At 69.4% G+C, this 26134-nt stretch carries 27 protein-coding genes and 1 tRNA gene; 9 read left to right on the forward strand and 19 right to left on the reverse strand.

Translation table 11 applies throughout. From position 1 onward, the window contains the following. Positions 1-11: 11 nt before the first annotated feature. Complete coding sequence (locus ACFFGH_RS19735; RefSeq protein ID WP_386671490.1) at positions 12-386, reverse strand: MarR family winged helix-turn-helix transcriptional regulator; 375 nt, start codon at positions 384-386, stop codon at positions 12-14. A gap of 103 nt (positions 387-489) precedes the next feature. Between ACFFGH_RS19735 and ACFFGH_RS19740 the strand changes: the two genes are divergently transcribed. Next, entirely contained in the window at positions 490-1947 is a 1458-nt protein-coding gene (locus tag ACFFGH_RS19740; RefSeq protein WP_386671492.1) for an MFS transporter, read from the forward strand. Positions 1948-2036: 89 nt separating this feature from the next. Here ACFFGH_RS19740 and ACFFGH_RS19745 read toward each other — a convergent pair. Next, positions 2037-2109: transfer RNA gene (locus ACFFGH_RS19745), tRNA-Arg, on the reverse strand. Positions 2110-2271: 162 nt separating this feature from the next. Here ACFFGH_RS19745 and ACFFGH_RS19750 point away from each other — a divergent pair. Next, on the forward strand, positions 2272-2547 hold the full coding sequence (locus tag ACFFGH_RS19750; RefSeq protein ID WP_386671494.1) for a hypothetical protein: 276 nt from the start codon (positions 2272-2274) through the stop codon (positions 2545-2547). 362 nt (positions 2548-2909) lie between these two features. Here ACFFGH_RS19750 and ACFFGH_RS19755 read toward each other — a convergent pair whose 3' ends face one another. Then, positions 2910-3062 (reverse strand): hypothetical protein, encoded by a 153-nt coding sequence (locus ACFFGH_RS19755; protein WP_386671496.1) that lies wholly within the window; start codon positions 3060-3062, stop codon positions 2910-2912. Between the two features lie 233 nt (positions 3063-3295). On the opposite strand from ACFFGH_RS19755, the gene ACFFGH_RS19760 reads away from it, so the two are divergent. Continuing rightward, positions 3296-3454, forward strand: coding sequence for a hypothetical protein (locus ACFFGH_RS19760; RefSeq protein ID WP_386671497.1), 159 nt, complete (start codon positions 3296-3298; stop codon positions 3452-3454). Between the two features lie 16 nt (positions 3455-3470). On the opposite strand, the gene ACFFGH_RS19765 is transcribed toward ACFFGH_RS19760, so the two are convergent. The 11 genes from ACFFGH_RS19765 to ACFFGH_RS19815 all read right to left on the reverse strand — a co-directional run bounded on the left by ACFFGH_RS19765 (position 3471) and on the right by ACFFGH_RS19815 (position 12612). Continuing rightward, on the reverse strand, positions 3471-3620 hold the full coding sequence (locus tag ACFFGH_RS19765; protein WP_386671499.1) for a hypothetical protein: 150 nt from the start codon (positions 3618-3620) through the stop codon (positions 3471-3473). 97 nt (positions 3621-3717) lie between these two features. Next, positions 3718-5031, reverse strand: coding sequence for an L-fuconate dehydratase (locus ACFFGH_RS19770; protein ID WP_386671501.1), 1314 nt, complete (start codon positions 5029-5031; stop codon positions 3718-3720). Positions 5032-5188: 157 nt separating this feature from the next. Further along, positions 5189-5803, reverse strand: coding sequence for a GNAT family N-acetyltransferase (locus ACFFGH_RS19775; RefSeq protein WP_386671503.1), 615 nt, complete (start codon positions 5801-5803; stop codon positions 5189-5191). A 150-nt stretch (positions 5804-5953) separates the two neighbouring features. Then, positions 5954-6601 carry a response regulator gene (locus tag ACFFGH_RS19780; RefSeq protein ID WP_386671505.1) on the reverse strand — a complete coding sequence of 216 codons (648 nt, stop codon included), beginning with the start codon at positions 6599-6601 and terminating at the stop codon, positions 5954-5956. Continuing rightward, a complete protein-coding gene (locus ACFFGH_RS19785) occupies positions 6598-7782 on the reverse strand; it encodes a sensor histidine kinase (protein WP_386671507.1) in 1185 nt (394 codons plus the stop codon). The genes ACFFGH_RS19780 and ACFFGH_RS19785 overlap by 4 nt, the downstream gene beginning before the upstream one ends. An 89-nt stretch (positions 7783-7871) precedes the next feature. Next, positions 7872-9380 (reverse strand): multicopper oxidase family protein, encoded by a 1509-nt coding sequence (locus ACFFGH_RS19790; protein WP_386671509.1) that lies wholly within the window; start codon positions 9378-9380, stop codon positions 7872-7874. Between the two features lies 1 nt (position 9381). Beyond that, positions 9382-9822 (reverse strand): hypothetical protein, encoded by a 441-nt coding sequence (locus ACFFGH_RS19795; protein WP_386671511.1) that lies wholly within the window; start codon positions 9820-9822, stop codon positions 9382-9384. 143 nt (positions 9823-9965) lie between these two features. Next, on the reverse strand, positions 9966-11000 hold the full coding sequence (locus tag ACFFGH_RS19800) for an FAD-dependent oxidoreductase (protein WP_386671513.1): 1035 nt from the start codon (positions 10998-11000) through the stop codon (positions 9966-9968). Positions 11001-11027: 27 nt separating this feature from the next. Continuing rightward, complete coding sequence (locus tag ACFFGH_RS19805; RefSeq protein ID WP_386671515.1) at positions 11028-11471, reverse strand: hypothetical protein; 444 nt, start codon at positions 11469-11471, stop codon at positions 11028-11030. A gap of 161 nt (positions 11472-11632) precedes the next feature. After that, on the reverse strand, positions 11633-12148 hold the full coding sequence (locus ACFFGH_RS19810; protein WP_386671517.1) for an MGH1-like glycoside hydrolase domain-containing protein: 516 nt from the start codon (positions 12146-12148) through the stop codon (positions 11633-11635). Then, positions 12133-12612, reverse strand: coding sequence for a Gfo/Idh/MocA family protein (locus ACFFGH_RS19815; RefSeq protein WP_386671518.1), 480 nt, complete (start codon positions 12610-12612; stop codon positions 12133-12135). The genes ACFFGH_RS19810 and ACFFGH_RS19815 overlap by 16 nt, the downstream gene beginning before the upstream one ends. A 78-nt stretch (positions 12613-12690) precedes the next feature. Between ACFFGH_RS19815 and ACFFGH_RS19820 the strand changes: the two genes are divergently transcribed. Together ACFFGH_RS19820 and ACFFGH_RS19825 are read left to right on the forward strand one after the other, a co-directional pair. After that, positions 12691-13542, forward strand: coding sequence for a helix-turn-helix transcriptional regulator (locus ACFFGH_RS19820; protein WP_386671520.1), 852 nt, complete (start codon positions 12691-12693; stop codon positions 13540-13542). After that, on the forward strand, positions 13539-14411 hold the full coding sequence (locus ACFFGH_RS19825; protein ID WP_386671522.1) for an NAD-dependent epimerase/dehydratase family protein: 873 nt from the start codon (positions 13539-13541) through the stop codon (positions 14409-14411). Before ACFFGH_RS19820 ends, ACFFGH_RS19825 begins: the two co-directional genes overlap by 4 nt. 41 nt (positions 14412-14452) lie before the next feature. Here ACFFGH_RS19825 and ACFFGH_RS19830 read toward each other — a convergent pair whose 3' ends face one another. The 3 genes from ACFFGH_RS19830 to ACFFGH_RS19840 form a co-directional block, all read right to left on the reverse strand. Then, positions 14453-16978 (reverse strand): glycoside hydrolase family 2 protein, encoded by a 2526-nt coding sequence (locus ACFFGH_RS19830; RefSeq protein WP_386671524.1) that lies wholly within the window; start codon positions 16976-16978, stop codon positions 14453-14455. 77 nt (positions 16979-17055) lie between these two features. Then, complete coding sequence (locus ACFFGH_RS19835; RefSeq protein WP_386671526.1) at positions 17056-18045, reverse strand: class I mannose-6-phosphate isomerase; 990 nt, start codon at positions 18043-18045, stop codon at positions 17056-17058. Between the two features lie 32 nt (positions 18046-18077). Next, positions 18078-19115, reverse strand: a complete 1038-nt coding sequence (locus ACFFGH_RS19840; protein WP_386671528.1) for a carbohydrate kinase family protein — start codon at positions 19113-19115, stop codon at positions 18078-18080. A gap of 145 nt (positions 19116-19260) precedes the next feature. Between ACFFGH_RS19840 and ACFFGH_RS19845 the strand changes: the two genes are divergently transcribed. Both ACFFGH_RS19845 and ACFFGH_RS19850 read left to right on the forward strand, forming a co-directional pair. After that, positions 19261-20106, forward strand: coding sequence for a class I fructose-bisphosphate aldolase (locus ACFFGH_RS19845; protein ID WP_386671530.1), 846 nt, complete (start codon positions 19261-19263; stop codon positions 20104-20106). Beyond that, positions 20103-21251: a Gfo/Idh/MocA family protein gene (locus ACFFGH_RS19850; protein ID WP_386671532.1), complete on the forward strand. Its 1149-nt coding sequence runs from the start codon at positions 20103-20105 to the stop codon at positions 21249-21251. The genes ACFFGH_RS19845 and ACFFGH_RS19850 overlap by 4 nt, the downstream gene beginning before the upstream one ends. A 7-nt stretch (positions 21252-21258) precedes the next feature. On the opposite strand, the gene ACFFGH_RS19855 is transcribed toward ACFFGH_RS19850, so the two are convergent. Together ACFFGH_RS19855 and ACFFGH_RS19860 are read right to left on the reverse strand one after the other, a co-directional pair. Continuing rightward, positions 21259-22251 (reverse strand): LacI family DNA-binding transcriptional regulator, encoded by a 993-nt coding sequence (locus tag ACFFGH_RS19855; RefSeq protein WP_386671534.1) that lies wholly within the window; start codon positions 22249-22251, stop codon positions 21259-21261. Between the two features lie 187 nt (positions 22252-22438). Continuing rightward, complete coding sequence (locus tag ACFFGH_RS19860; RefSeq protein WP_386671536.1) at positions 22439-23620, reverse strand: MFS transporter; 1182 nt, start codon at positions 23618-23620, stop codon at positions 22439-22441. A 237-nt stretch (positions 23621-23857) separates the two neighbouring features. Here ACFFGH_RS19860 and ACFFGH_RS19865 point away from each other — a divergent pair, with 237 nt between their 5' ends. Continuing rightward, positions 23858-24997, forward strand: coding sequence for a DUF4185 domain-containing protein (locus tag ACFFGH_RS19865; RefSeq protein WP_386671538.1), 1140 nt, complete (start codon positions 23858-23860; stop codon positions 24995-24997). Next, positions 24994-26130: a Gfo/Idh/MocA family protein gene (locus tag ACFFGH_RS19870; protein WP_386671540.1), complete on the forward strand. Its 1137-nt coding sequence runs from the start codon at positions 24994-24996 to the stop codon at positions 26128-26130. Before ACFFGH_RS19865 ends, ACFFGH_RS19870 begins: the two co-directional genes overlap by 4 nt. The last annotated feature ends 4 nt before the right edge of the window (positions 26131-26134 follow it).

Genomic DNA, 26134 nt, shown 5'->3' on the forward strand with positions numbered 1-26134 from the left:
CGGTCTATCCCTCAGAGCTCTGATCTCAGGACGCGCTCGTATGACTCCCGCGCTTGAGCGTGCACAGAGGCGCCTTTCGCCGTGAGACCGACGAACATGGCCCTCCGGTCGTCGAAGCACTCCTTGCGATCGACGAGACCGGCCTTCTGCAGCCGGTCCACCACTCGAGACAGTGCGCTCTGCGTCAGAGGAGCGAGCTCGACGAGGTCCCTCATGCGGCACTCGTTCTCACCGGTCTCGGAGACGAGATCGAGGATCTCGAACTCGCTCAGCCCCAGTTCGTGACGCTCCTCCAGCACCCGGTCGAGTGCTGCCGCGGTCGCGAGGTATCGATTCTGAAGTGAGCGCCACTCACTGATCGCTTCCCTGTTCACGGCCGTTCCCATAGCGGCATTCTACCTCATGCAGATTCATATATGTCCTCTGCACTTTATTCACCTTCAACTGATGACGTTGCACTCTATGACGCGACATCTATATGGTGGGCGAATGACCGATACGAAATCCCTGCCGACGGCGATCGCGCCGCGCACACTCAGAGAGCCGTGGCCGACCGGAAGCCGGATGCTTCTGCTCGTTGCGTGCATCGTCATCGCGCTCGACGGCCTGGACGTGTCGATCGTCGGCGTCGCGCTTCCCTCGATCGGCCTGGAGCTCGGGCTCGAGACGGGGGCGCTGCAGTGGCTGGTCTCCGCGTACGTGCTCGGGTACGGGAGTCTGCTGCTGCTGGGCGGCAGGCTCGCCGACCTGCTCGGCAGGCGCCGCATCCTCCTGGTCGCCCTCGGAGTGTTCGCGGCCGCATCGCTCGTCGGCGGCCTCGTCGACGATCCCGCGATCCTGATCGCCTCGCGCTTCCTCAAGGGCGCGGCCGCCGCGTTCACCGCACCGGCGGCGTTCTCGCTGATCACCACGAACTTCGCCGAGGGGGCGGCCCGCAACCGCGCCATCGCGATCTTCACCACCTTCGCGGCGAGTGGCTTCTCGATCGGGCTGGTGGTGGGCGGAGCGATGACCTCCGTGTCGTGGCGCTGGACCTTCCTCTTCTCGGTTCCCTTCGCCGTGGCCGCGATCGTGCTGGGGCTGTTCTTCGTGCCGCGGGACGGACGTCGGGAGCAGGGCGGTCATGATTTCTGGGGCGCGCTGACGCTGGCGGCCGGCATGCTGGGCCTGGTCTACACCGTCGTCTCTGCTCCGGAGTGGGGATGGGCGTCGGCACAGACACTCACCGGCCTGGGCGTCGCGGTGCTGCTGCTCACGGCGTTCGTCGCGATCGAGCGCCGCGTCGCACATCCGCTGATCCGGTTCCGCATCCTGCGGCAGGGCTCCGTCGCCCGAGCGAACATCAGCGCGATCGCACTGTTCGGCTCCTACGTCAGCTTCCAGTTCATCCTGACCATCTACCTGCAGTCGGTGCTTGGGTGGACGCCGCTCAGCATGGCGCTGTCCCTGCTTCCGGCGGGGCTCTTCGTCGTCGCCACCGCGCCGTTCGCCGACCGGCTCATCGCCCGATTCGGTTCCCAGAAGCTGATCGTCGTCGCGCTCGCAGCGCTGTCCCTCGGATACCTCCTGTTCCTCCGGGCGGGGCCCTCACCGAGTTACGTCGTCGACATCCTTCCTTCCGTGCTGCTGCTCGGCGTCGGGTTCGGTATCGGATTCCCGGCGGTGCAGGTGCAGGCGACGAGCGGGGTCGTGAACGCGGAGCAGGGGCTCGCCGCCGGCCTGGTGCAGACCAGTTCCCAGGTCGGCGCGGCCCTCGTGCTCGCCGTCACCACCGCGCTGATCGCAGGCGGCACCCCGGTCGACTCCGCGACGGCCGACCAGCTGCTGGATCAATTCCGGCCGGGCCTGATTCTCAGCACGGCCGTGGCGCTGGGCGGCTTCGCCGTCGCGGCGACCGGCGGCATGCGGCATGCGGCGAAGGGTGCTCTCGGAGAACTGAAGGAGTAGCTTCATCCTTCACGGACGAGCGAAGAGCGGGGAACAGGAAACGGCGCCACCTGAAGGTGGCGCCGTTTCCTGCTCTGTCTCAAGCAGAGTGCGCCCGGAGGGATTCGAACCCCCAACCTTCTGATCCGTAGTCAGATGCTCTATCCGTTGAGCTACGGGCGCGGACGACTCGAAAGCCGACCTAGGAACTATACCAGCGCCCGGGGACCGCCTCATCCGCTCGCCTGCCCAGCGGATTCCCCGGAAATCGGCATTGGCGTGTCGCTGGATCCCGTCATAGAGTGCCGGGTATCGAAAGTATGTTCGATTCTGAGGGTGTGCGAAATGACTCTGCTCAATGAACCGGTCGCGGTGTGGACGACCCCTGCCGGACAGCCCGAGCGCATCGTGTGGCGGAAGCGCCGCTTCCGGGTGAGCGATACGCCGACGCAGCTCAGCGGCGTGCCCGAGCTGTTCTGGGATCCGGCGCTCACGCACCCCCCGGCATGCCCCCCGGCGTGGCGCTTCCAGGGGACCACCGACGACGGCGAGACATGCGTGTTCGACATCCGGCACGACGACCGCCGCGGCGAGTGGCAGGTGCTCCGCACCTACGCCTGAACAGCGAAACCCCCTGAGGCGGGCCCATGCATGGAGGAATGGGGTGGGCCCGCCTACTCGGGGGTATCGGCTCGGGACTTCGGGTCTCCCTCGCCGATGTCCACACTATGGAGGACAGCGATGCCGGCAACAGCACCAGTTCGGGGGACATTCCTGTCCGCACAAGTGCGGACACGCCCGATGCGCCGCGGACAGAGAGAAGCGCCGGTGGGCGGAAGCGGAATGCTTCGGCCCACCGGCGCCGGCAGCCGAGGAGGGATGGGGGAACCGCTCGTCGACTTGATTCGGTCCCGCCGCCGAGGGGGCGTGTGCGGCGGGACCGGGGCCGTCCGGTTTCGGGGGGAGGAACCGGACGGAGCTGGTCAGCCGCTGACGAGGGTGAGGACCGCGTAGGTCCAGACCGTGACGGCGGCGAAGCCGAGCGCGATCTCCTCGACGTGGACGACGCGCTGCGCCGCGCGCTTGATGGTCTCGGGGTGGCGGGGGCGGAAGTGCTCGAGTGCTGGGCTGGTCATCGGGTAGTCCTCAGTCGCAACGGGTTCACCCGTTCCGGCGCTGTTTGGGTAAGCACGCCGTCTCGGGTGTGAAGGAATTCGGGGTTCCTTCGGTGTCCACAATATGGAGGACATGGGCATCGGGACAGCACCAATTCGGGGGGCGCGGGCCGACCCGGAACCTGCGGATTTCCTGTCTGTGTCTAGGGTGCCAGCGCTTGCGCCTACTACCCTCGCCCGCGGGCGGAGGACAAGTGGTTGACATCGAGAACGCCGCGCGCAACGGCCCGCGCTGCGACGAGTGCACTCGCTTCCTCGACATCGAGCTCTGGGTGTTCGACGGCCACGACGTCACACTCGTGCACGTCTGCCCCGATCACGGTCCCGTGGCGGTCAGCCGGCCGATGGACTGAATCGGCCGAGCCGCGCTCAGTCCCCGTCGTCGAACGGCAGACCGGCGGGTGGTGGGGGCTCCGAGGCATGCAGCGGCACTCCGGCTCGGGCTTCATCCGATGCGGGCAGGGATGCCCGTCGCAGTGCACGGTCGATCACAGCGTCGAGATCCTCGTCGTCGTCCATCCCGCGAACGTACCGCGTTCCACACCGCACCCGGGATCTGGATGCGATCTGCTCCGCCGACTCTTCGGTCCCTTCGCCAAGCTCAGGACCGACGCAGTCACGTCCGCTCGGCGATCCGCTGCGCCCAGTAGGTGCCGTCCGGATACGAGAACTCGGCCAGGGAGCTCTCGAACATCTCGGCGGAGTACCCGGGCTGGGCGGGCAGCCGGTAGGCGCCGTCCTCCACGATGCACGGGTCCACGAAATGCTCGTGGAGGTGGTCGACGAACTCGGTGACCCGGTTCTCCAGCGACCCTGAAACGGCGACATAGTCGAAGATCGACAGGTGCTGCACGAGCTCGCAGAGCCCGACACCGCCGGCGTGCGGACAGACCGGCACGTCGAACTTCTTCGCCAACAGGTACACGGCGAGGATCTCGTTGATGCTGGCGAGCCGCGCCGAGTCCAGCTGGCAGAAGTCGAGCGCCTCGGCCTGGAACATCTGCTTGAACAGCACGCGGTTCATGCCGTGCTCCCCCGAGGCGACACCGATGGGCGCGACGGCGCGGCGGATCGCGGCGTGCCCGAGGATGTCGTCGGGGCTCGTCGGCTCTTCGATCCAGAGCGGCTTGAACTCGGCCAGGGCGCCGACCCACTCGATCGCCTGGGGCACATCCCACACCTGGTTCGCGTCGATCATGAGGTGCGCATCGTCGCCGATGACCTCCCGGGCGATGCGGAGCCGGCGGATGTCCTCCTCCAGATCAGCTCCGACCTTCAGCTTGATGTGCCGGTATCCGGCGTCGACCGCTTCTTGACAGAGCCGGCGGAGCTTGTCGTCGGAGTAGCCGAGCCAGCCGGCGCTGGTCGTGTAGCAGGGGTAGCCCGTCTGCTCCAGCTCTGCGATCCGGGCTGCCCTCGTGGGCTCGAGCTCGGTGAGCATCGCGAGCGCCTCATCCCGGGTGATCGCGTCGCTGAGGTACTGCAGGTCCGCCACCTTCACGAGCTGCGTCGGCGTCATGTCGGCGAGCAACCGCCACAGCGGCTTGCCTGCCCGGCGGGCCGCCATGTCCCACACCGCGTTCATGACCGCGGCCATCGCCAGATGCTCGACCCCCTTCTCCGGTCCCAGCCAGCGCAGCTGCGAGTCGGACTTCAGGAACCGGTAGGTGGTGCCAAGGTCGTCCAGCAGCTCGTCCGTGTCGCGGCCGAGAAGCGGCTGGGCGCGCCGGTCCGCGGCGAGCGCGCAGATGTCGTTGCCGCGGCCGATCGTGAACGTGAACCCGTACCCGCTGAGCGCCGGGTCGTCGGTGCGGAGGATGACGTACGCGGCGGAATAGTCGACGTCCTTGTTCATGGCGTCGGAGCCGTCCGCCGTGAGGGACGTGGGAAAGCGGACGTCTACGACGTCGACTGAGGTGATGATGGCCATACTCGGGTCTCCTCGGGGATCGGATGGACTTGACCGCCGGACCACGATAGCCAGCAGGCTCCTGCAACGGCCCATCGTTCCCGCACCGTCAGGGCGCAAGCATGAGTTCACCACAACTCGGCGAGTCTGCTCCTGCGACGCCGCCGTGCCCCGCGGGTCAGGACGCGGCCGGCCGGCGCATGAACCAGCACGGCACGCCGAGCACATCCGCCTGCTCGACCACCACGTATCCGAATCGCTCGTAGAATCCCACAGCGCGGGGCCGGTCCGTCTCGAGGAATCCGACGGCTCCCACCGCGTCGAGCCGCCGGACATGCTCCCGCAGAAGCAGGCCCCCCAGCCCGTGACCACGCAGTCCGGCATCGACCGCGACCGGTCCGAGATGCATGTGCGGCTCCTCCGGATCGTGGCGGGCCCATCCGGCGTTCCACCGGACGAGCCGGGACGCGGTGGCCGGACCGAGGGAGACGGCGGCCGTGAGCAGGCGCAACCGCGCCTTCCCCGTCGGCTGACACGTTCCCGGCGGCGCGCTCCCGGCGACGGCGACGAGCGCGCCGGACCGGGCAGCGCCGAGCAGGTGAAGGCTCGGAGAGGCCGCGACCAACGCGCCGACGACCCGGCCGTGCGCCCGGCGCCGCCACGCCGCGTCGCCTCGATATGCCGCCAGATGGATCGGATTGTCCTCCATCCCGCGGGCGATCACCGCTACCGCCGCTGCTCGGTCCACATGGCCGAGGTCACGCACCTCGACTCCTCTCGAATCGGTCTGCACTCGTCGCTCCGTCTCTCGTCGCCGGGTCCCGGTGCACCCGCGCCGAGCCCGATGGTACGGAGGGGGCGGACCCCGCGACTGCCGGCCGAGGTCGACGATCCGGGTCGATTCTCTCCGGCATCCCGGTCGTCGACGCTCGACAGGGAGATGTCAGGCCAGCCCCGAGCGGTGGGCGAGAACCGCCAGTTCCGTCCTGTCTCGTGCACTGAGCTTCGTGAGGATACGGCTCACGTAGGTCCGCGCCGTCGCGGGACTGATGAAGAGCTTCGCCGCGATCTCGTCGTTGGTGTCCCCGTGGCCGATCCGCTCGAGCACCTCGCGCTCGCGCTCGCTCAGCACCGCCAGCCTTGGGTCCGGCGTCGGCGGGACGGGACTCGCCGCGAGCATCTCCATGACGCGACGTGTGATCGCCGGGGAGAGCAGATTCCCGCCGTCGCCGACGACGTGCACAGCAGCGCGCAGATCAGCGCCGGCCGTGTCCTTGAGGAGGTATCCCGCCGCCCCGACTCGCATCGCCTCCAGCACGTCGGCCTCATCGTCGAATGTGGTCAGGATGACCACACGCGTCTCGGTCAGGTGCGGATCGCCGGTGATCGCCCTCGTGGCTTCCAGCCCGTCCATTCCCGGCATCCGGATGTCCATGAGCACGACGTCTGGCTGGTGACGACGTGCGAGCTGAACACCGCGCCGCCCGTCGCCTGCCTCGTCGACGACCGTGATCGCCGGGTCGGCGGCGAGCAGGGCGCGGAGGCCGGCGCGGACGAGGTCCTGGTCATCCACCAGCAGCACGGTCGTCATGACACCCCTCCGAGCGGGAGGCTCGCGTGGACCTCGAACCCGTCCGCGCCGCGCGCCGCGGTGAGCGCACCGCCGAGCGCCTCGGCGCGCTCGCGCATGCCCGCGATGCCGTGCCCCGCCGCTCCGCCGCGCGGCTGTTGCCCCCCGGATCCTCCGTCGTCCGCCACGGTGACATGGAGGACGCCGTCGGCTTCGCGCACCTCGACGCGCGCGTGCTGCGCACCGGAATGACGCACCACATTGGTCATCGACTCCTGGACGATGCGATAGGCGGCGGCCGCGATGGAGGAGGGCACATCCTCGCCGACCGCCACGGCGGTCTCGACCTCGATGCCCGCCTGCCTGGCCGGCAGGACAGCGCTCTCCAGGTCCGTCAGGTCCGGCACGGCTCGCGGCCCGCGGTCCGGCTGCCGCAGCACGGATACGGTCCGCCGCACATCGGCCAGGGTGGTGGCGGTCGTGGAGGAGATGACGCGCAGGGCGTCCGCCGCGGCGGCGTCGTCCCGTCCCACCGCTTCCTGAGCGACCTGCACGTGCAGGGCGACGATCGTCATGGCGTGACCGACGGAGTCGTGCAGGTCACGGGCGATGGCGAGACGCTCGGCAGCGAGCCTCTCCGCGATCCGTCGTTCGTAGCGCTCGGCGACCAGAGCTGCGACCTCGGCCGCCTGCCGCCGGGCTTCACGCCGCGACCGGACGCTGTCACCGAGCGCGACCGCGGCGGCCAACAGGAGCAGATGGCCAGGAAGCTCGTACGCCAGGAGCAGCGCGGGGTCCTGCCCGACCGCCAGGCGGTACGCCACGGAGACGGCGACCACCGTCACAGCGCCGAGAACGGCCGCTGTCAGCCGCCCGAACTCTGCGGCAGAGAAGACCGCGGCGGCGACCGGAACCGCCACCCCGATCGGCGGATAGCCGACCGCGTAGTACGCGATGAGTCCGGCGACCGAGAGTGCGACGACGAGCACCGGGTACCGGCGCCGGACCAGCATGAGCCCGCCGAGGCCCGCCGCCCACAGATATGTCCCGCCATCAGCGCCGGACCCGTCCACGTCGGCGGCCGCAGCGAGCGTCAGGACCAGCGCCACACCGGCGGCCAGCAGTGCATCGTGGACCCACGGCTCCAGCTCCGGCGCCTGCCGGCTGCGTCCGGCTGTAACCCGCTCGCCGGCGTCGATCATGCCGATATGGTAGGCCCGCCCGGCCGGTCGGCGCAGTCTGCAGGAGGCGACCGCCCGCGTCGACACGGAGCGTACGAGCCGGCCCGGGCTCAATGCGAGCCATGCTCCCCAGCGGGCGGGTCGAACTGCCCTGGCTCCGGGTCGAGTCCGGATCTCGTCACGAGGAACTGCGCCATGAGGCCCTGGTCCTCGTGGAGCAGGAGGTGGCAGTGCATCATGTACGGATGGCGCTCGTCGGCGTAGTCCTCGAAGCGCATGATGAGGCGGTAGAGCCGGCGCGGCTCGAGGTAGACCGTGTCCTTCCGCCCGCCGAGCTCCGGCGGCGGCGGTTCACCATCGATGCTGAGCACCTCGAACTGCACGTCGTGGACGTGCCAGTTGTGCGGGAAGCCGTCCCGGTTGGTGACCTCCCAGATCTCGGTGGTCCCCAGTTCGATGACCTCATCGATCCGGTCCATCGCCATCCGTCGCCCGTTGATCTCCCGGTTCTGCACCTCGAAGGCCCGCGTCCGCGTCGCGTCGAACGAGTCGATGCCGAAGCTGTCGAACGCGTCAGCGACCTGCGCGGATGCTTGCAGGGCCGGTGCGGCCCGGAGGCGGAGCACCTCGAATTCATCCTGCCCCCCGTACGCGCCGGGCAGGAGCACGTCGCCGAGATCCGGCGGCCGGGAGATGAGCATCGCGTCGCTGCCCGGCTCCATGTCCACGACGATCTCGGCCCGTTCGCCTGGTGACAGCCGCACGTGGTCCGTGCGATGCGGCGCCTCCAGCAGCCCGCCGTCCGTCGCGACCAGCGCGACCTCCCGCCCGTCGTCGATCGCGAAGTCGTAGGTGCGAGCGGTGGAGCCGTTCAGCAGCCGAAGCCGCACCCGCTCGGTCGTGACCTCCTGCACCGCGCCGAACGCGCCGTTGGTGAGGATTGTGTCGCCCAGCAGGCCGATCTCGTTGCCCTGCGAGTCCTGCACGAGCCCGCCGTCGGCGTCGAAACGCTTGTCCTGCACGATGACGGGGATGTCGTCCACCCCGTAGCGGTCGGGCAGACCGAACGCGGGGGCCGCCGGGTCATCGAGGATGAACATCCCCGCGAGGCCGCGGTAGACGTGCTTCTCGGTCGCGCCGTGCGGGTGGGGGTGGTACCAGAGTGTTGCCGCCGGCTGATCGATGGTCCAGGCCGGGCGCCACGACGCCCCTGCCTGGATCGGCTGGTGAGGTCCGCCGTCCATCGCCGGGGGAAGGTGCATTCCGTGCCAGTGCACCGTGGTGGTCTCAGGAAGGCGATTCGTGACTTCGACCGCGACCGCTTCACCTCGCGCAGCACGTAGCGTCGGACCGAGATGGTCGCCGTTGAACCCCCAGGTCGGCGTCTGGATGCCGGGGAGGAGCTCCGCGCTGCCTTCCTGGGCGTCGAGTGAGAACACGCGGACACCGTCGACGAGCCGTGACTCCGCGAGCGGCGGAATCGGAAGGGGCGTGTCGAACGATCCCGGGTCCTTCACCGGGAGGGAACCGGGGAAGCGCAGGCCGAAGTCACTCCCACACCCGGTGGACGTGACGAGCGCGAGCACGGCGGCCGCCAGAACGGGGATGCGACGCCTCATGTCAGGCCCGCCGCGCACGCTGGAGCAGCATGGCGAGGACGCCCGCGAGCGCCCCGAGCGCAGCCGACCGGCCGATCTCGAGAGCCGCGCCGGCGATCATCAGCCCCCCGCTGACCTCCGGCCATTCGCCGAGCGCCTGTGACGAGATCACGAGCAGCGATCCGGCGATTCCGCCCGCAAGGGTGAGCGTGAGCACTGGTCGAGGCACGTTGCCGAAGCCGACGCCAAGGATCCAGGCGAGTCCGATCGCCGTGAGGACGAGCACGAGGCTCGCGAGGGGGCCGAGTGCATCCGCGAGGCCGGTAAGCGCGACGATGGGCCACAGCAGCGCCAGCGTCCCGAATCCCACCGTGGCGGGCCAGTTCAGTCTCCGTGGTTCGCCGCCTCGGCCGGTGTCGGGGCTCGCGGCCTCAGGCGCGAGGTGGTCGTGGTTCTCAGGCATGCCGCAACGGTACGAACGCTCCCGAATCGCCGCGACCTGCCCGGATCGTCTGTTCGTGTCGCTTCCGGCGGACGTGCCGGTACTTCCCATAGCGACGGTCGGGAAGCTGCCGCCGGCTGTCGCGTCGGTCCCCGAAGATCCGGTCAGCTGTCCGTCGAGAGCATCCCGGCGAGGCCGTCGCGCAGGCGTCGGCCGCGCTCGGCCGTCGCCACTCGGTTGAGCATCCGGGCGGCAGCGACGACACGCCGAGTGCGGCGGCGGCGGATCCGGTCGTACGCTCGCAGGCCACCGTCGACCGTGTCGGCATCGGTCACCGCACGCGCGAGGACCACCGCATCGATGAGGGACTCGCAGGCGCCACGGCCGAGATTCGGCGCCATGGCGTGTGCCGCGTCGCCCACCAGCGCGACCGAGCCGCGCACGTACGGGCCGCCGACGTGCACGTCGTGCAGCGTGCGCCGATCGATCTCCTCCGGGATTACGCTCTCGACGATCCGCCGCACTGCGGGGTGCCAGCTTCCGAAGCGGCGCCGGAGCAGGTGGGCGGAATCGTCAGCCCCATCAAGGTCGTCCGCGCTCACCCGCATGCAGGCGAACCAGTTCGTGAGGTCTCGGCCGGCCGGTGTGATCCCGAACAGGGCCCCCGGACCCCAGGTCTCGGTCACCGTGTCCACCCGGCCGGTCACCACGCCACGGTATGCGACGGTCCGGAGCGGACGCACGCCGGCCTCCGGCCAGAACCGCGCCCGGACGGCACTGTTGATCCCGTCGGCACCCACCACGAGGTCGGCGGCAGGCAGATCATCCGACGGGTCCAGCCGGACCCCCCAGCGGACGATGCCGGGTTCGACCGCGGAACGGAGGACGCTCAGCAGCTGCGCCCGGGAAATCAAGTGAGCGCTTCTGCGTTGACCGACGGACGCGATCTCCGTGCCGTCAGCGCGGAGAATCAGCGCTCCCCTGCACTCCACCGCCAGGTCTCTGACCGGGTCGCCGATCCCGAGCGAGTCGAGCGCGGCCATGGCCTCTGGCCACATGCCGAGAGCGGTGCCGCCTTCGGGAGGGGTCTCGGCGCGCTCCAGCACGGAGACGGACCAGCCGGCCCGGCTCAGGCCGGCCGCGGTCGCCAAGCCCGCGATTCCGCCGCCGATGATCACCGCGTCGCCGTTGTGTGGCATCGTTCGTCCTCCAACTCCGCGCGCCGACTACTGCTTCGCCCGGCGCAGGATGGCCTGCAGACCCCAGGCGAGCAGTCCACCGACGACGCCCATGATGACGCCCGTGAAGAGCCCGCTCGCCGCAGCGGCGATCTGCGGGATCACCTCGCTGCCGGCGACGACCGGCGGGTTTCCGCCGTACTTGACGTCCCAGAACAGCTGGTGGGTGATCACGAGCATCACCCCGAAGATCGAACCGACCGCCAGGACGGTCAGGAATGGGCTGGGCACCTTGGCTATCAACGCGGCCGCGACCGTTGCGGCAAGGGCCCCGAGCGCGAACACCCAGCTGAGCGGATGCGACTCGTCGATGATCCCGAGGTCGTGGAGCACGACGCGGGGCAGGCCCAGGGCGGCGAGGCCGAGAAGCGCCAGGAACGGGAGGCCGAATGGATTCCGCCGGCCGGTACGTGAGAGCTGCTGTTCAGTCATGCCCGAACGGTAGGCAGCGTGGGCGCGCCGGCGAATCCGGCCTGCGTCGCTGGTTCAGTCATCCGAAGGCGACAATCCGGAGTCGATCAGCGTCGCATCACGTCGCCCGCGGTTCCGCCACGCCGGCACCGTTGAGAAGGCCGAGTTCGTCGACGAAGTGCTTATAGATGATGAACGGGATGTTCAGCCTTCATGAACGAATGGAAGTACTCCGTTCCGAGATACCCGGGCATCCACTGCACCGCGCGCACAGTCCAGTTCAGGAACGTGGCGCCGGTCCACGCATTCCCCTTGGGCGCGTAGTGGGGATCCGACGCCGCGATCGAGGGCCACTGGAATGGAAGGCCGTAATGGGCGGGATTCCCGAGGTAGCGATCCCAGATGCGCTGGAACTGGCGGGGGCTGAGCATGCCCTCGGACACCATCGGCATCAGCTGCATCTCCTTGATCTTGCGGAGCGCTCCGAACGTGTCGCGATCGTAGAAGAACTCGTCTTCCGCTGAGTAGCACGCCTCGAAGGTGGCGAGCCGGAGGTCTTCCGCCGCCCCCGCCCAGCGGCGGGACTCCTGTGGCTTGTCCAACGCCTCCGCCATGGCCGCCAACGCGCGACGATTGCCGTAGATCACCGCCGACAGGTCGGGCGCGACCACCGGCCACCCGTTCACGTGCGTCGGCACCGACGCGTCCGCTCCTGGACAGGCTCCCCGCTCTGGTACACGCGTTTCGCATGGCGCATCCCGGGGGTGTCCATGAAGCGATTCCCGCATGAGTGCAGCATCAGTCCGGCCGCCTGAGCGGCCGTACGCATGCGCTCCGCCTGCTGAACCGTCATTGCGAACGGCTTCTCGCAGAGGACGTTCCGACCGCTGGCGAGCGCCAGCAGCGTCAGTTGCTCGTGGAACCGGGGCGGGGTGCAGATGATGGCGATGTCACCGGTCGACGAGGGTGACGCAAGCATGGCGTCGAGGCTGTCGTGTGTGACGACGCGGGAGTCGAGTGCCGCAAAGGCCCTCAGCGCATCCGCATTCGGGTCGGATGCATGGATCGCGGCGTCCGGCAGGAGCTCGTGCGCCGCCTGCAGATGATGGGCGGCGATGTGGCCTGCGCCGATGAAATACAGGCGAGAAGTGGGCGACGTCACCGTCCAATACCAGCGTCCGCCGCCTCCCCGTCATTGTCCTCAGTACGCCGATGCTTGTATTTTCCGAGCATGACGTTGATGGGAGATCTCCGATTCGGCATCTGGGGCCGCTCCCCGAACTGCGCAGTCGTCATCAACACCGAGTTGCCGTTCTATGCGCTGAACTTCGCCTACACCGGGGAGCTGTCCTACCGGGCCGGGAACGGTCCGCGCGTCACCCTGAGGGCGCCGGTCGCGTTCATCACCCGCCCTGGCCGGCACTACCGCTACCACGCCGTCAGCGGTGACCGCTGGGACCAAAGTTACGTGACGTTCGAAGGTGACCTCGCTGATGTGTGGGCACGACATGGCCTCATCCCGTCCGACACCGATTCCTGGCGTCATGTTCCCGATCCGATCCGGTTCCGCGGCAAGGTGGACCGGCTCTTCGGGCTGCTCGCGCTCAACGAGCGAGGCTGGGATGACGCGACCGTCCTGCTGCGGGAGCTGCTGCTTGAGACACGGCGAATGCACGAAGTGCCCCAACCCGCAACGGAAGTGGCTGAGGCCGTGCGCAGGTGGGCGCAGTCGGTCGAGCACAGTCCGGAAGGGGCGTTGCGGGTCTCTGAGGCCGCGCGTGCGCTCTCGGTGTCGGAGAGCACCTTCCGGCGAACGGTGCGTGCGCTCTTCGGGATAGCACCATCCGAGTTCCTCCTGAGAGCCCGCCTCGCGAACGCGGCGGTCGCGCTGCGCTCCACGTCGGACGCGGTCGGTGCGATCGCGACGCGCGCCGGCTTCTATGACGCAGCGCACTTCGCGCGCACCTTCCGCGGCACGTTCGGAGTCTCCCCTTCGGCGTACCGCGGCGATTCCGGCGACGACCTTCTTCGTTCCGGCCGGACATCCGCTCCGCGAAAACGCCGATCGGTTGAGAACGGAGTACGAGAGTGACGACGGGTGATCGAATGGCGGCGATGCCGGAGAACCGCAGGAACGCTTCCGGGGCCGAAGCCGAGGACGAGGGGGCGCCTACCGCTTCATCGACGCCGTCGAGATCGGTGCTGGTCACGGGCGGCAACGGATCCCTCGGCCGTGTGCTGCGCGGGGCACTTCCGACTCTCGGATGGCAGGTGCGGACGCTCGACCTCGGCGAACCTGCCGGCGCGGCATCCGACGCCGTCGTGGGCTCGATCACCGACCTCGACACCATGCGCCGTGCCAGTGCCGGAATGGACGCGGTGGTGCACCTCGGCGGCATCGCGTCGCCGGACGCTGGATGGGACGAAGCGCTCGAGGTCAACATTCACGGCACGAGGACCGTGCTCGAGGCGGCGCGTCTCGAGCGGGTCGAACGTGTGGTGCTCGCCAGCAGCAACCACGCCGTCGGGTACCAGGCGCGCGGAAGCGACGACCTGCCTGCGGATGTGCGGGTGCGTCCCGACAGCTTCTACGGGATCAGCAAGGCGGCGCTCGAAGCTCTCGGCTCCTTCTATGCCGACGAGTACGGTCTCGAGGTCACGGCGCTGCGCATCGGCCAGTGCCAGGAGCGACCGAGCGACCTCCGCGCGCTCGCGATCTGGCTGTCGTTTCCCGACTTCGTGCGACTCACTCACGCCGCGCTCGTCAGCCCCTGGTCCGGTTTCTCGACCGTCTGGGGGGTGTCGCGGAACACGCAACGGTGGTGGTCCCTCGACGCCGGTGAGCGGATCGGCTTCCACCCGGAGGACGATGCCGAGATCTACGCGTCGGATTTCACGGGCGACCAGCCGCGTCACGTCGGCGGCACAGCTCCGCCGTACGGTGCCGACCAGGCCGGGTGAGCTGTCGGAAGCCGTCGGCAGGGCCGGCCCCGGTGAGTTCCTCAGCCGTTGCCGGTGAACAGGATGACCGGCGGGGTGGGGTCTGACCACTGGATGCGATGCGGCATCCCCGGATACAGGTCGAAGAAGTCGTCGGCGAGGTCGTTGTCCCCCTCGAGGTCGAGCGCGACACCGAGCACGAAAACGTCGGACTCGAACACCGCCTCGCCCTCCCCTCCCGCGAGCGGCTCGACCCGGACGCGCACGTCGGCGCCGGCCAGTGGGAGGTCGGAGTAGCGACCCGGAAGCAGCCGGTTCCGGCTCACGACGCGGTCGCCATCGCGAAGCACTGCGACATAGGCGGAAGCGAGCGGGTCGCCGCTCGGCGGCGCGACGTGCGCCACTTCACGCACCGCGCGCGCCGGGACGGTCACCGCGCTCCGAGTGGTGTCGACCGGGCCGGCGAATGCCATCGTCCCAGCTTCGAGCTCGAGCGCGAGGTCCGACGGCGTGTCGTTGTGCACCCACACCGTGGCACCTGCCGCACCGCTCACGGCGGCGTCGACGATCCCGACCCGCACCGGCGCGAACGCGCGGCGCACCGGGTGGAAGGACGCGGTGCGGCGCGCCCGGTAGTCGACGATGGTCCAGCTGCGCACGGTCGGCCAGCAGTCGTTGTACATCCAGAACACCGCGGAACCGGTCGTCGTGGAGCGGCGCCGGAAGTTGTCGACGTACTCGGTGAGGGCTTCGCCGTGGAGCAGGCCGGACCAGTAGACCCACTCCTCGAGAGGGATCGAGGCGGCGTCGCGGCCGGTCCATTCCTTCAACAGCCCGTCGTAGCGGTTCGGCTGGTACCGCATGACCATCTCGTTCTCGTGGGTCTTCCACGCGAAGGAGTTGTAGAAGCGATGGCCCTCGGGCAGTGACTCCAGGATCGTCGGCATGGTGCTCGGGCCGAGCAGACCGCCCTCGTTGGGGAATCGGGCGTCGATGTCGCGGTACTTGCGGAAGTCGACATCGCCGAACCCGATGCTCCACGGGTGCTGATCGCCCTCGTGGCCGGCGTTGTGGTCCGGGCCGGTGGGCGACCACGGGGAGCTGGGCCAGAAGAGCCGGGTGGGGTCCTCCTCCGCGGCGAGGTCGATCGCCTCACGCTCGAACCACGCATGGTCGGCCTCGAACTCCTTGACGGGGATGCCGTCGATCAGCGGCACGAGTGGGCCAGGTGGGACCGAGTCCTGTCCGATCCACGCGTTCTCGTTGTCACCCGCCCAGATGGCGAGGCTCGGGTGCTTCGCCAGCCGGCGCACCTGGTGGCGCACCTCCGCCTCGACGAGCTTCCGGAACCAGTCCACGCGCATCGGATAGCGGGCGCACGCGAAGATCAGGTCCTGCCAGACGACGATGCCGAGCTCGTCGCAGCGGTCGTAGAACTCCTCGGTCTCATAGTCGCCGCCACCCCAGACCCGCAGCATGGTGAAGTTCGCTTCGACCGCGCGGGCCAGCTGCGCATCCAGCAGGTCGACCGGCACCGGGTTCGGGGTGAGCGAGATCGGCACCCAGTTGCCGCCCTTCGCGAAGAACGGCACCCCGTTCACGACGATTCGGAACAGGGTGCCGCGATCGGGCGCCGCCGACTGGTCCACCACCATGGAGCGCAGGCCGATGCGCAACTCCCGTCGCTCCGCGGACCCCGCGCCGTCGCCCGCCACCTCGACGACGAGCGGATGCAGCGGCTGCGCGCCCATCCCTCGCGGCCACCACAGCTCGGGCCGTTCCACCCTGGTCACCACGTCGACGCGGGACTCCCCCGGCTCCACCATCACCTCGACGCGCTGCTGCTGCCCATCGAGCTCGACTCGCACGGTCGTCGCGACCGGCGCGTTCGAGTCGTTGGCGAGGAACACCCGCGTGGTGACCGTTGCGATCGCATGGTCGTCGGCGACCTCGACGACGGGCACGACTTCGGCGAGCCGCAGGGCCAGGTCCCGGAGCTCGAGTCGCACCGGCCCGGTGATTCCAATCGTGAGGAGGCGCGGTGACCAGTCCCATCCGAACTGGGATTGCCCGGTCCGGAGCCACTGCCGCTTGTCCGGCCCCTGCAGGACCGAGCGCCGGTACCCGACCGCCGGCAGCTCGGTCACCGCATGCTGACCCGCATCCAGTTCCACGCGCAAGCGGTTCGATCCGATGTGGAGGTGCTCCGCGACCTCGACGCGCATCGGCAGGAACGCCGTGACCTGCGTGCCGACCAGGACGCCGTTGAGGTACACCGTTGCACCGAGCTCGAGCCGCTCGAAGACGAGCTGTGCGCTCGCCGGCACGGCGTGGATTTCGACGTCCCGGACGAAGATCCAGGTGGCGCGGTCGACCCACTGTGCCGCGAGTGCGCCAAGGCCGAGCTCGATCGGCTCGAGTATGCCCTGCCGTTCAAGGTCTCGATGCACTTCGCCGGGGACGACGGCCTCGAGCCAGTCGAGCTGCTCATCCGCCGGCGACTCCGCATAGGCCAGATCGCCGCGCCGTGGGTCCTGCCAGCCGAGCCGCCACCTGCCGGCGAGGTCGAGGATGGACGCTTCACTCATGTTCGAGCCTCCTGATCGTGCGGGCCGGGATTGCATGGGGATCTCCTCCTCGTTGCTTGGTGGCGTCGGTGCGGTGTTCACTGCGTGGCGGGCGGCCGGGCCACCAGCACCGAGCCGTCTGTCTCGATGCGCATCGGACCGGCTGCGAACGGCACCAAGGTCGTGCTCCCGGCCGGCAGGCGGCGAACGGGTCTCTCCTCCAGGGTGAGCAGGGACTCGCCTGCGACGGCGAGCACGATCGCAAAGCCCGCCGGGAAGTCCAGGGGTCCGGAAACCCGGTCGAGCCGGAAGTACGGCGCCGCGTCCGGCACGAGGGCCGGACCGTCGGACACCCCCCGTCGGACCAGTTCGAGGATCTGGTTCCGGGAGCGCCCGCGGCGGTCGACCGCCTCCAGTGCGACGTCGAATCCGAGACCGAGGTGGCCGTCCGCCTCGCCATCGAGGTCGAATCCGTTCCATTCGAGCAGGATCGACAGGTCCTCCGGCTCCTGCACCTCGGCGAGCAGAATGCCCGACCCGATGGCGTGCAGCACCCCGGGCGGCACATACACGGTGTCGTGTGGCTGCACGTCGAACTGATGCAGCAGGCCGAGCAGGGTGTCGGTGTGCTGCCCGGCGACCAGCTCGCCGAGTTCGCGACCTGAGACGTCGCGGCTCAATCCGAGATGAACCACTCCGGCCGACAGGATGTACCAGGCCTCGGCCTTGCCGTGCGCAGCCGAGACATGCCGGGAGGCGAATCCGCCGTCCGGGTGGGCGTGGACGGGCAGGCGCTGCCCGGCGTCGAGGAGCTTCACCAGCAGTCTGGTGTCCGAGCCGAACGCCGCGACGTGGTCTGGTCCGAGGTAGGCGAGGGGGTCCGCCTCGATCGCGTCGGCGAGGAGGTGGCCGTTCTCCAGCCGGGTCATCCCCTCGGGGGCTTTGCCGCGGACGCTGGTCGTGGAGCCGACCCAGTCCTCCGGGGTGTTCGGCGGGGCCGGCGGGTCGTGCCGGAAGGCGGAGATCGCCGCACCGCCCCGGTAGAAGCGGGCGGGCGGCTGATTGGCCGGGAGCAGGATTGGTTCCATTCGGGTTCCTCCACGCTGAGGGGTGTCTGGGGTCATCGGCCGGCCGCCAGGAGACCGCCGAGCCCGGGCGTGAGCGTGGCGATCGTCGCGGGCGTCGCGCGGCGGCCCTGGATCACCGCCGCGGAGCAGGCCGCCGAGATCCTTCCGGCCTCCTCGAGGCTCGCCCCGATCGCGATCGCGAACAGCAGGCCCGCGCTCGCAGCATCTCCCGCACCATTCGTGGTCACCACGTCGTCGACGGCCACCGGGGGCACGTCGAGGCTGCGTTCCGCCCAGTGGGCGACGCCGGCGAGCGCGCGGCCGGACGATCGGAACCTCGCCGCCGTCCCGGTCCGGATGAACAGCCCGTGCGGGCCGGCCGAAATGGCGACCACCGCGACGCCTGCGGTGAGGAACCGGGCGGCCAGCCGGTCGACCAGGGCGACCGAGAACCCCTCCTCGATCCGCAGTGCGGACGTCAGGTCGTCGAGGCTGGGGCTCAGCACGTCGGTGTGGGCGCACATCGCGTTGAGGATGGCGTCCCAGTCCGCGGCACCCGCCGCCGAGTCGGGATCCACCACGGAGAGGTCGACCGATGTCGTTCCCCCTGCCGCGTGTGACCGGGCGAGCAGCCCGGCGAGCGGCGCGCCGCCACCGGCAACGAGCGCCGGGAGCAGGGGCGGGTACCCGACGTGCAGGATGTCGGAGGATCCGGAGTCGACATCCGCCCCGTCGAACAGGATGTTTGCGCCGGTGTGATGCCAGAAGGTGCGATCCTGCCCCGGTCGTTCGACGACGACGCTGTACGAGGTCGCTCCCTCCGGTGACACCACGACGTGGCTCGTGTCGAGGCCACGGCCTTGCAGCTCGCCGGTGAGCAGCGCGCCGAGTCCATCTGCGCCGATCGTCGTGTAGGGAGTCACCTCGGCGCCCAGGTCGGCAAGCACAAGACCGGTGTTCGCAACGCTGCCGCCCACCCGGATGGACAGCGGTCCCACTTCCACCAGCTGACCTGGGGCCGGCTCGCCGCCGGCATGGAGTTCAGGCGTCAGATCGACGCAGATGTGGCCCGCCACAGCGATCGAATACACGGCGCGTCCCTTCGGCAGTCGGCGGGTCGGTGCGGGCGTGCCCACGGGCTAGACAACGTTATCTCGTCGGACCTACTCTGGCACAGTCCCACCGCGAGCAGAAGCAGCGGCGGGCGACCGCATCCGGAACGGAAGACGAGCAGGCATGTCCCAGTACCGTCTCAACAGGCTCTTTCACGCGACATCGGGGAGGGCGCTTGATGTCGCGGTCGACCACGGTTTCTTCGGGGAGGCGTCGTTCCTTCCCGGGATCGAGAACATGGCCGAGGTGGTGCGCACCCTCGTCTCGGCCGGCCCGGACGCCGTGCAGCTGACCCTCGGCCACGCGCGGCTGCTCCAGTCCATCCCTGGCAGACAGAAGCCGGCTCTCGTGCTGCGTGCGGACGTCGCCAACGTGTACGGCGATCCGCTCGACGAGCACCTCTTCAGCCACCACGTGCCGAACGCGATCGAGGAGGCCGTCCGTCTCGACGCCGTCGCAGTGTGCGCGAACCTGATGCAGCTGCCTGGCCGCCCCGACATCCGCGAGGCGAACATCGTCTCGATCATGGCCCTTCGCGAGCAGGCCACGAGATACGGGATGCCGCTCATGATCGAACCGCTCGTCATGCAGGACAACGCCGCGGCAGGGGGCGGCTACACCGTCGACGGCGATGTGACGAAGATCGTGACCCTCGTCCGCCAGGCGCGAGAGCTCGGCGCCGATCTCATCAAGGCGGACCCCACCGACGACGTGGCCGACTACTCCAGGGTGATCGAGGTGGCGGGCGACGTCCCCGTGCTGGTGCGCGGGGGCGGACGGGTGGACGATCGCACCCTGCTGGAGCGGACGGTCCGCTTGCTCGCTCAGGGGGCACGGGGAATCGTCTACGGCCGCAACGTCATCCAGCATGAGAGACCTGCCGGAATCACGTCCGCGCTTCTGGCGGTGCTGCACCGATCCGCGAGCGTCGACGAGGCGCTCGCCATCGTGGACGGGGCGGACGCATGACCGCTCGCGAGGTCAACATCGGCATCATCGGAGGCGGCCTGATGGGCCGGGAGATCGCCGCGGCGCTCCAGCGGTGGCCCGCGCTGATCGATCACCCGGTCCGACCGCGCCTGACCGCCGTATGCGACATCGATCCCGCCGCCCTCGACTGGTTCGATGAGATCGACACCGTGACCACCAAGGCGACCGACTACCGCGATCTGCTCTCCGACAGCAGCATCGATGTGGTCTACGTGGCGGTCCGACACGATCTGCACCAGGGGATCTACACCGACGTGATCGCCTCGGGCAAAGCGCTGCTCGCAGAGAAGCCGTTCGGCATCGACGCCGCCGCTGCGGGCGCGATTCTTGAGGAGATCGCCGCCGAACCCGGAAGCTTCGTCCGGTGCTCCAGCGAGATGCCGTTCTTCCCCGGGGCGCAATGGGCCATCGACTATGTGCGCAGCGGTGCCCTGGGCACCATCGTGGAAGCGCGCAGCAGCTTCCTGCACTCCAGCGATGTCGACGTCACCAAGCCGATCAGCTGGAAGCGGCAGGCCCGGTTCTGCGGCGAAGCGGGCGTACTCAACGACCTGGGGCTCCACACCTGGCACATCCCGCTCCGGCTGGGCTGGACGCCGGACCAGATCTACGCCGTGCTGCAGAACATCGTCCCGGAACGGCCGGGCCCGGACGGCGTCCTGGTCCCCTGCGACACCTGGGACAACGCGGTGCTGCACTGCTGGGCGACGCACGAGGGGGTCCGGTTTCCGCTGACCGTCGCGACCAAGCGCATCGACCCCGGCGAGAAGAACACCTGGGAATTCGAGGCCGTCGGTCTCGGAGGCGGGGTGCGATTCAGCACGAAAAACCCCAAGCGCGTCGAGGTGTTCACGATGGCCGACATCCCCGGCATCGGCCGTGAGCAGGCCTGGCAGCGGCTCGATGCGGGCAGCCGATCCGTGTGGCCGACCGTGACGGGCCCCAACTTCGAGTTCGGGTTCTCCGACTCGATCCTGCAGATGTGGGCTGTCTTCCTCGCTGAGCGGGAAGGCCTGCTCGGCCACCGATTCGGCACTGCGCGCCCGGAGGAAGCCGTGATCACCCACGAGATCTACCGCGCGGCGCTCCGCTCGCACGCGGACGGCGCGGCGGTCAGGCTCTGACGCCGGCCTAGATCCGTTCCGACCCGCGCAGCACGAGCCGGGTGGGCAGCACGATGGTGGCGGGCTCCCGGTCGGAGCCGGCCAGCCGGTCGAGGGTCAGCTCGGCTGCTCGCCGGCCCATCTCGACGATGTCGTGGCTCACCACCGACACTCCTGGGGAGCTCACCAGCGCGGCCTCGAAGTCGTCGAACCCGATCAGCGGCAGCCGGCGGCCGGCATCCCGGAACGCGAGCAGAGCACCGACCGATGCCCGGTTGTTCGCGGCGAACACGGCATCGATGTCCGTCTTTGCCAGCAGCTCCGCCACAGCCACGGCGGCCTGCCGGCTGCTGTGGGCATCGGTGCGGACGATCGTCTCATCCGCCGCGATCCCGACATCCTCGAGGGCCGCACGGTAACCGGCGTGGCGTTCGCGCATCGTGGAGATGCCGAGCGCGTCGCCGACGAACGCGACCCTCCTCCGCCCGTGGGCGAGCAGCTCAGCGGTGGCGGCCCGGGCCCCGCCGGCATTGTCGGCGAGAATCACGTCGGCCTGAGGGAAATCCGCGGGGCGGTCCACGAACACGAGCGGCGGGATGGGCGGTGTCACCGCGCTCCACGGCCGGCCCGGGTCCCTCGGCGGCACCACGATCAGACCGTCGACGCGCTGCTCCATCAGCCGGTCCACGAGGCGATCGTGCTGAGTGCCCAGCTCGTCGGAGCTCGAGCTGATGACCAGGTATCCGCGCTCCCGCGCGAAGGACTCGATCGCGCTCGTCAGTGCCGAATAGTACGGATTCGCGAGGTCGCTGATGATCAGCCCGATCGTCTTGCTGGTCCAGCCCGGCCGGATGCTCGCCGCGGCAAGGTTGCGGCGGTACCCGAGGGTCGAGATGGCGTCGGCGATCCGCCCCGCGAGCACCGGGTTGATGTTCGTCTCACCGTTGACGAAGCGCGACACCGTCTTCAGGGCGACGCCTGCCTCTCGGGCCACGTCGTTCATCGTCGGGTTGCCGGTCATCGTTCCTCCGGTGGCAAGTCTCCCACCGGGCGCGTACTCCCTCGCCTCGGCGGGATCGGCCGACGTCGTGGATGAGCGCACCGTTCGGTTCGGCCCGAGCCTGGTGGAGGCCGAGCGGGACCTGCTGGCCGGTCTGCACAGTTCCAACGTCGTCGGCGGAAGGCGGCTCCGTCGACACCAGTTCCGACTACGCCGCCTTCCCCGTGGAGGGGGAAAGGCCGCTCACCGGTCCGGCCAGACGGGCGACGCCCGGGCTCGCCGCAGCTGCGACAGCCAGGATGGCTGCCGCCAGGTAGGCCCCCGCAGGACCGTGCACGTCACTGAGGACGCCACCCAGCGCGGTCCCCGCCGCCGCGCCGACGAGCGCGGCGGTCGTCAGCCAGCCGAACACCTCGGTGGCCGCGCTTCCGGCGACGACAGCCGAGACCATGGAGTACATCGCGGCCAGCGCCGGTGCGAAGCCGACGCCGGACAAGAACATGGCGAGAAGCAGCAGCGGGAAGGCGTCGGCGACCCCAGCCAGGCCGGTGCCCAGGGCAACCACTCCCAGAGCCGCCGCCAAGCCGGGAACCGCCATCCGCCTGTGCCCAAGAGCGATGCCACCGACAAGGGATCCGGCGCTCGCGGCTGCGAGCGCGATGCCCGCGAAGAGCTCCGCGCCGTCGAACCGCGCGATGATGCCGACCTCGAGCGACATGAACGACGCCATCAGGAGGAAGCTCGCCACCATCGCGAGCGCCACCGTGCCGTGCAGCAGGGAGCGGCCGAATGCGAGCGGATTGACCGGAGGACGGAATCCGCGCACCTGCGGGCTGGCGACGAACCAGAGCGTCCCGGCCAAGGTGATCACGGCGCACGCGATCAGGACCGATCCAGGCGATGCGGTGGCGGCAAGGCCGGCCGCCACGACCGGCCCCATGATCCAGATCAACTCCTGCGCCGTGACGTCGAGCGCGAAAAGGACGGGAACCCGTTCCTGCGGCACGAGCCGGGGATACAGGGCCCGCACCACGGGCATCAGCGGCGGCTCCGACCCGCCGATCAGCAGCCCGAGACCCAGCAGGAGCGGCAGCGCCGGCGGGGCCGCAACCAATGCCACCATCGCGGCGGCGTTCACGGCTGCCGCCACGACGAGAGTGCGCGAAACGCCGAAGTGAGCGGTCAGTCTGCTCGTCACGGGCACGACCACGGCCTTGCCGAGACTCACCAGTGCCACAACGCCCCCGGCGACCGCGTACGAGCCCGCTTGCATCTCGACGTGGAGCAGTATCGCGAGGCTGAGCATGCCGAGGGGCACCCGCGCGGCGAGCTGTGCCGCGGTGATGCGCAGAATTCCTGGCAGGCGCAGCAGCTCCAGATAGGGCCGCATTCTGATCGCTCCTCACGAGCCGCCACGGTCGACGTGGCGGGGTCGGCGCCGCTCCGGGACCGGTTCGCAGCGAGCGCGACCGGCCGCGGCCTCGCCCGCGCCACGCTGAGAGCCACGCTGACGAGGGTAATCGTACGTTCCGACGAAAACTTCGTGGAATGATCCGGCGCACTCGTTGAACCTCGTACGACCGTACGGTAAGTTGTGCCTGACGCCGTTTCGGGAAGGAACCGTTCAATGACCGAGCACCAGCCCACGACACAGCGCTTCCCGCGGAGCCGCCTCTTCTCGGGGCTGGAGTGGACGTCGGAGTCGAGCCGCTATCCCGGCACCAACAGCGACATGCACTGGAACACGTGGACGGCGGACGGCACGATCTACACCGTCGACGACGACGGCGCCAACTTCGGCAGCCCCGTGAACTTCGCGCAGCTCATGCGCGTGGAGGGCACTCCCCCGAATCACACGGTCAGTCTGGTCACGCAGTTCCCCGAGCTCGTCCGCCCTGCGGGGATGCGGTGCCGACGGTACGTGGACGGCGCACTGGGGATCGGGGACCGCATCTACGTCGCGGCGTACGACTACGACTTCGACGCGCCCGGATTTGAGAACGACTTCAAGATCGCGAACCTGATCTCCGCCCACGGAGGCGTTGTCGCGCTGATGTACTCCGATGACCAGGGGAAGACCTGGCAGAACGTGCCGTCCCCGGAGGACGGACCGGAGACCTACTTCCTCGGGGAGCGTTTCGCCGGGCTGGCGTTCGTCGCCTTCGGGCCCGGCTATTCGGGTGTCCCCGAGCGGTTCGGCGAGTTCGTGTACGCGATCTCCAACGACCGGAATTGGGAGACCGGGGACAACATCTTCCTGGCCCGCGCCCCGATCGCGAGCGTTCAGGACCGCTCCACGTGGGAGTTCTTCGCGTCGAACGGCGAGGGCGCCGGCGCTCTCGATACCCCCGAATGGTCGAAGGACGAGGCAAGGGCACGGCCGATTCTCCGCGACCCCGGCCGCATCGGCCACCCGACCATGACGTACAGCGCGCCCATCGACCGCTTCCTGCTCACCTACGGCACGGATTCCGTTCCGCACACGTTCAGCACCCCGAGAGACATCGCGATCGAGACCTGGGACAAGCGCGCCGAGCTGATGGTGCTCGAGGGCCCGACGCCGTGGGGACCGTGGGGCCTGGTGCACCACGACCCGAGCTGGGAGTACCCGCACACGCCCTATCTCCCGCAGGTTCCGCCGACATGGCTCGACGCCGACGGGGCCGGCGGGTGGATGATCTTCTCCGGCGACTACGTGGTAGGGAAGGGTCAGGGCGAGTACTACGGATTCATGACCCGCAGCTTCCGGCTCACGCCGCACAGATGACGTATTTCGATCGGCGGCCGACGAGCGGAGGGCCGGTCCGGGTCGCACTCATCGGCGCCGGTGGCATGGGCCGCCACTGGCTTCGGCTGCTCCACGGCGATCCCGACACGGAACTGGTCGGCCTCGTCGACCTCGACCGCTCCGTCGCACAGGCCGCCGCCGAGTCGATCGGCCGGTCCGACCTCCGTTTGGGCACGTCGCTCACTGAGGTCGTCGGCGCCATCCCCGTGGATGCGGTCGTGAACGTGACCGTGCCGGAAGCTCACCTCCCGGTCAACCTCGAGGCCCTGGGGCTCGGTCTTCCGGTGCTCTGCGAGAAGCCGATCGTGCCGACGGTCGGCGATGCGCTGGTGCTCGCGGCTGCGGCGGAAGTCGCCGGGCGGCTGGTGATGACCAGTCAGTCGCGCCGCTACTTCCGCTCGCTGAACCAGTTCAGAGCGGCCGTGAGCGGACTGGGGGACATCGCCATGGTGACGACCGACTTCCAGACGGGGCCGCACTTCGGCGGGTTCCGTGACCGGATGCAGCATCCGCTGCTCCTCGACATGGCGATCCACGCGTTCGACGCCTGCCGTCACCTCCTGTCGGCCGACCCCGTTGCGGTGTACTGCGAGGAGTTCAATCCGACGTGGAGCTGGTACGACGGGGACGCAGCGGCGGTCGCGGTGTTCGAGATGGAGCACGGAACGCGGTTCGTCTTCACGGGGTCCTGGTGCAACGAGGGCCTCCCGACATCCTGGAACGGGCAGTGGACTGCCCGCGGCGCGGGCGGCTCCGCCACCTGGGACGGGCTCTCCGCGCCCGCAGTCGACGGCGCGGCAGCGGAGCAGGCGTCGCAACTCGCGATGCAGGAGGATTCGGCCGCTCCCGAGGAGATCGCGGGTGCACTGGCCGGCTTCTTGTCCGCGCTTCGCACCGGAGCGACGCCCTACGGCGACATCCACTCGAACGTGTGGAGCCTCGCGATGGTGCAGGCCGCGGTCGAGTCCGCGGAACGCGGGGCGCGGATTCCGATGGGCCCGTTCATGGGGCGGGCGTACGAGGAAGCCCTGGACTCGGTGCGGGACCCGATCGTCCGTGGCCGGCTCTCCTCGTGGGGGACGGCGAGAGCGGGTCTCGCCGCGCACCGTTAGCGCG

The organism is Lysobacter korlensis, from assembly GCF_042434515.1.

What these genes read in the sequence shown, in the direction of transcription:
- ACFFGH_RS19765 (WP_386671499.1), bottom strand. Translation starts at nt 3,620, where the DNA reads ATGGACGACGACGAGGATCTCGACGCTGTGATCGACCGTGCACTGCGA.
- ACFFGH_RS19800 (WP_386671513.1), bottom strand. Translation starts at nt 11,000, where the DNA reads ATGCCACACAACGGCGACGCGGTGATCATCGGCGGCGGAATCGCGGGC.
- ACFFGH_RS19785 (WP_386671507.1), bottom strand. Translation starts at nt 7,782, where the DNA reads ATGATCGACGCCGGCGAGCGGGTTACAGCCGGACGCAGCCGGCAGGCG.
- ACFFGH_RS19850 (WP_386671532.1), top strand. Translation starts at nt 20,103, where the DNA reads ATGACCGCTCGCGAGGTCAACATCGGCATCATCGGAGGCGGCCTGATG.
- ACFFGH_RS19740 (WP_386671492.1), top strand. Translation starts at nt 490, where the DNA reads ATGACCGATACGAAATCCCTGCCGACGGCGATCGCGCCGCGCACACTC.
- ACFFGH_RS19835 (WP_386671526.1), bottom strand. Translation starts at nt 18,045, where the DNA reads ATGGAACCAATCCTGCTCCCGGCCAATCAGCCGCCCGCCCGCTTCTAC.
- ACFFGH_RS19845 (WP_386671530.1), top strand. Translation starts at nt 19,261, where the DNA reads ATGTCCCAGTACCGTCTCAACAGGCTCTTTCACGCGACATCGGGGAGG.
- ACFFGH_RS19790 (WP_386671509.1), bottom strand. Translation starts at nt 9,380, where the DNA reads ATGAGGCGTCGCATCCCCGTTCTGGCGGCCGCCGTGCTCGCGCTCGTC.
- ACFFGH_RS19750 (WP_386671494.1), top strand. Translation starts at nt 2,272, where the DNA reads ATGACTCTGCTCAATGAACCGGTCGCGGTGTGGACGACCCCTGCCGGA.
- ACFFGH_RS19805 (WP_386671515.1), bottom strand. Translation starts at nt 11,471, where the DNA reads ATGACTGAACAGCAGCTCTCACGTACCGGCCGGCGGAATCCATTCGGC.
- ACFFGH_RS19820 (WP_386671520.1), top strand. Translation starts at nt 12,691, where the DNA reads ATGGGAGATCTCCGATTCGGCATCTGGGGCCGCTCCCCGAACTGCGCA.
- ACFFGH_RS19770 (WP_386671501.1), bottom strand. Translation starts at nt 5,031, where the DNA reads ATGGCCATCATCACCTCAGTCGACGTCGTAGACGTCCGCTTTCCCACG.
- ACFFGH_RS19795 (WP_386671511.1), bottom strand. Translation starts at nt 9,822, where the DNA reads ATGCCTGAGAACCACGACCACCTCGCGCCTGAGGCCGCGAGCCCCGAC.
- ACFFGH_RS19735 (WP_386671490.1), bottom strand. Translation starts at nt 386, where the DNA reads ATGGGAACGGCCGTGAACAGGGAAGCGATCAGTGAGTGGCGCTCACTT.
- ACFFGH_RS19830 (WP_386671524.1), bottom strand. Translation starts at nt 16,978, where the DNA reads ATGAGTGAAGCGTCCATCCTCGACCTCGCCGGCAGGTGGCGGCTCGGC.
- ACFFGH_RS19865 (WP_386671538.1), top strand. Translation starts at nt 23,858, where the DNA reads ATGACCGAGCACCAGCCCACGACACAGCGCTTCCCGCGGAGCCGCCTC.
- ACFFGH_RS19870 (WP_386671540.1), top strand. Translation starts at nt 24,994, where the DNA reads ATGACGTATTTCGATCGGCGGCCGACGAGCGGAGGGCCGGTCCGGGTC.
- ACFFGH_RS19855 (WP_386671534.1), bottom strand. Translation starts at nt 22,251, where the DNA reads ATGACCGGCAACCCGACGATGAACGACGTGGCCCGAGAGGCAGGCGTC.
- ACFFGH_RS19755 (WP_386671496.1), bottom strand. Translation starts at nt 3,062, where the DNA reads ATGACCAGCCCAGCACTCGAGCACTTCCGCCCCCGCCACCCCGAGACC.
- ACFFGH_RS19780 (WP_386671505.1), bottom strand. Translation starts at nt 6,601, where the DNA reads ATGACGACCGTGCTGCTGGTGGATGACCAGGACCTCGTCCGCGCCGGC.
- ACFFGH_RS19860 (WP_386671536.1), bottom strand. Translation starts at nt 23,620, where the DNA reads ATGCGGCCCTATCTGGAGCTGCTGCGCCTGCCAGGAATTCTGCGCATC.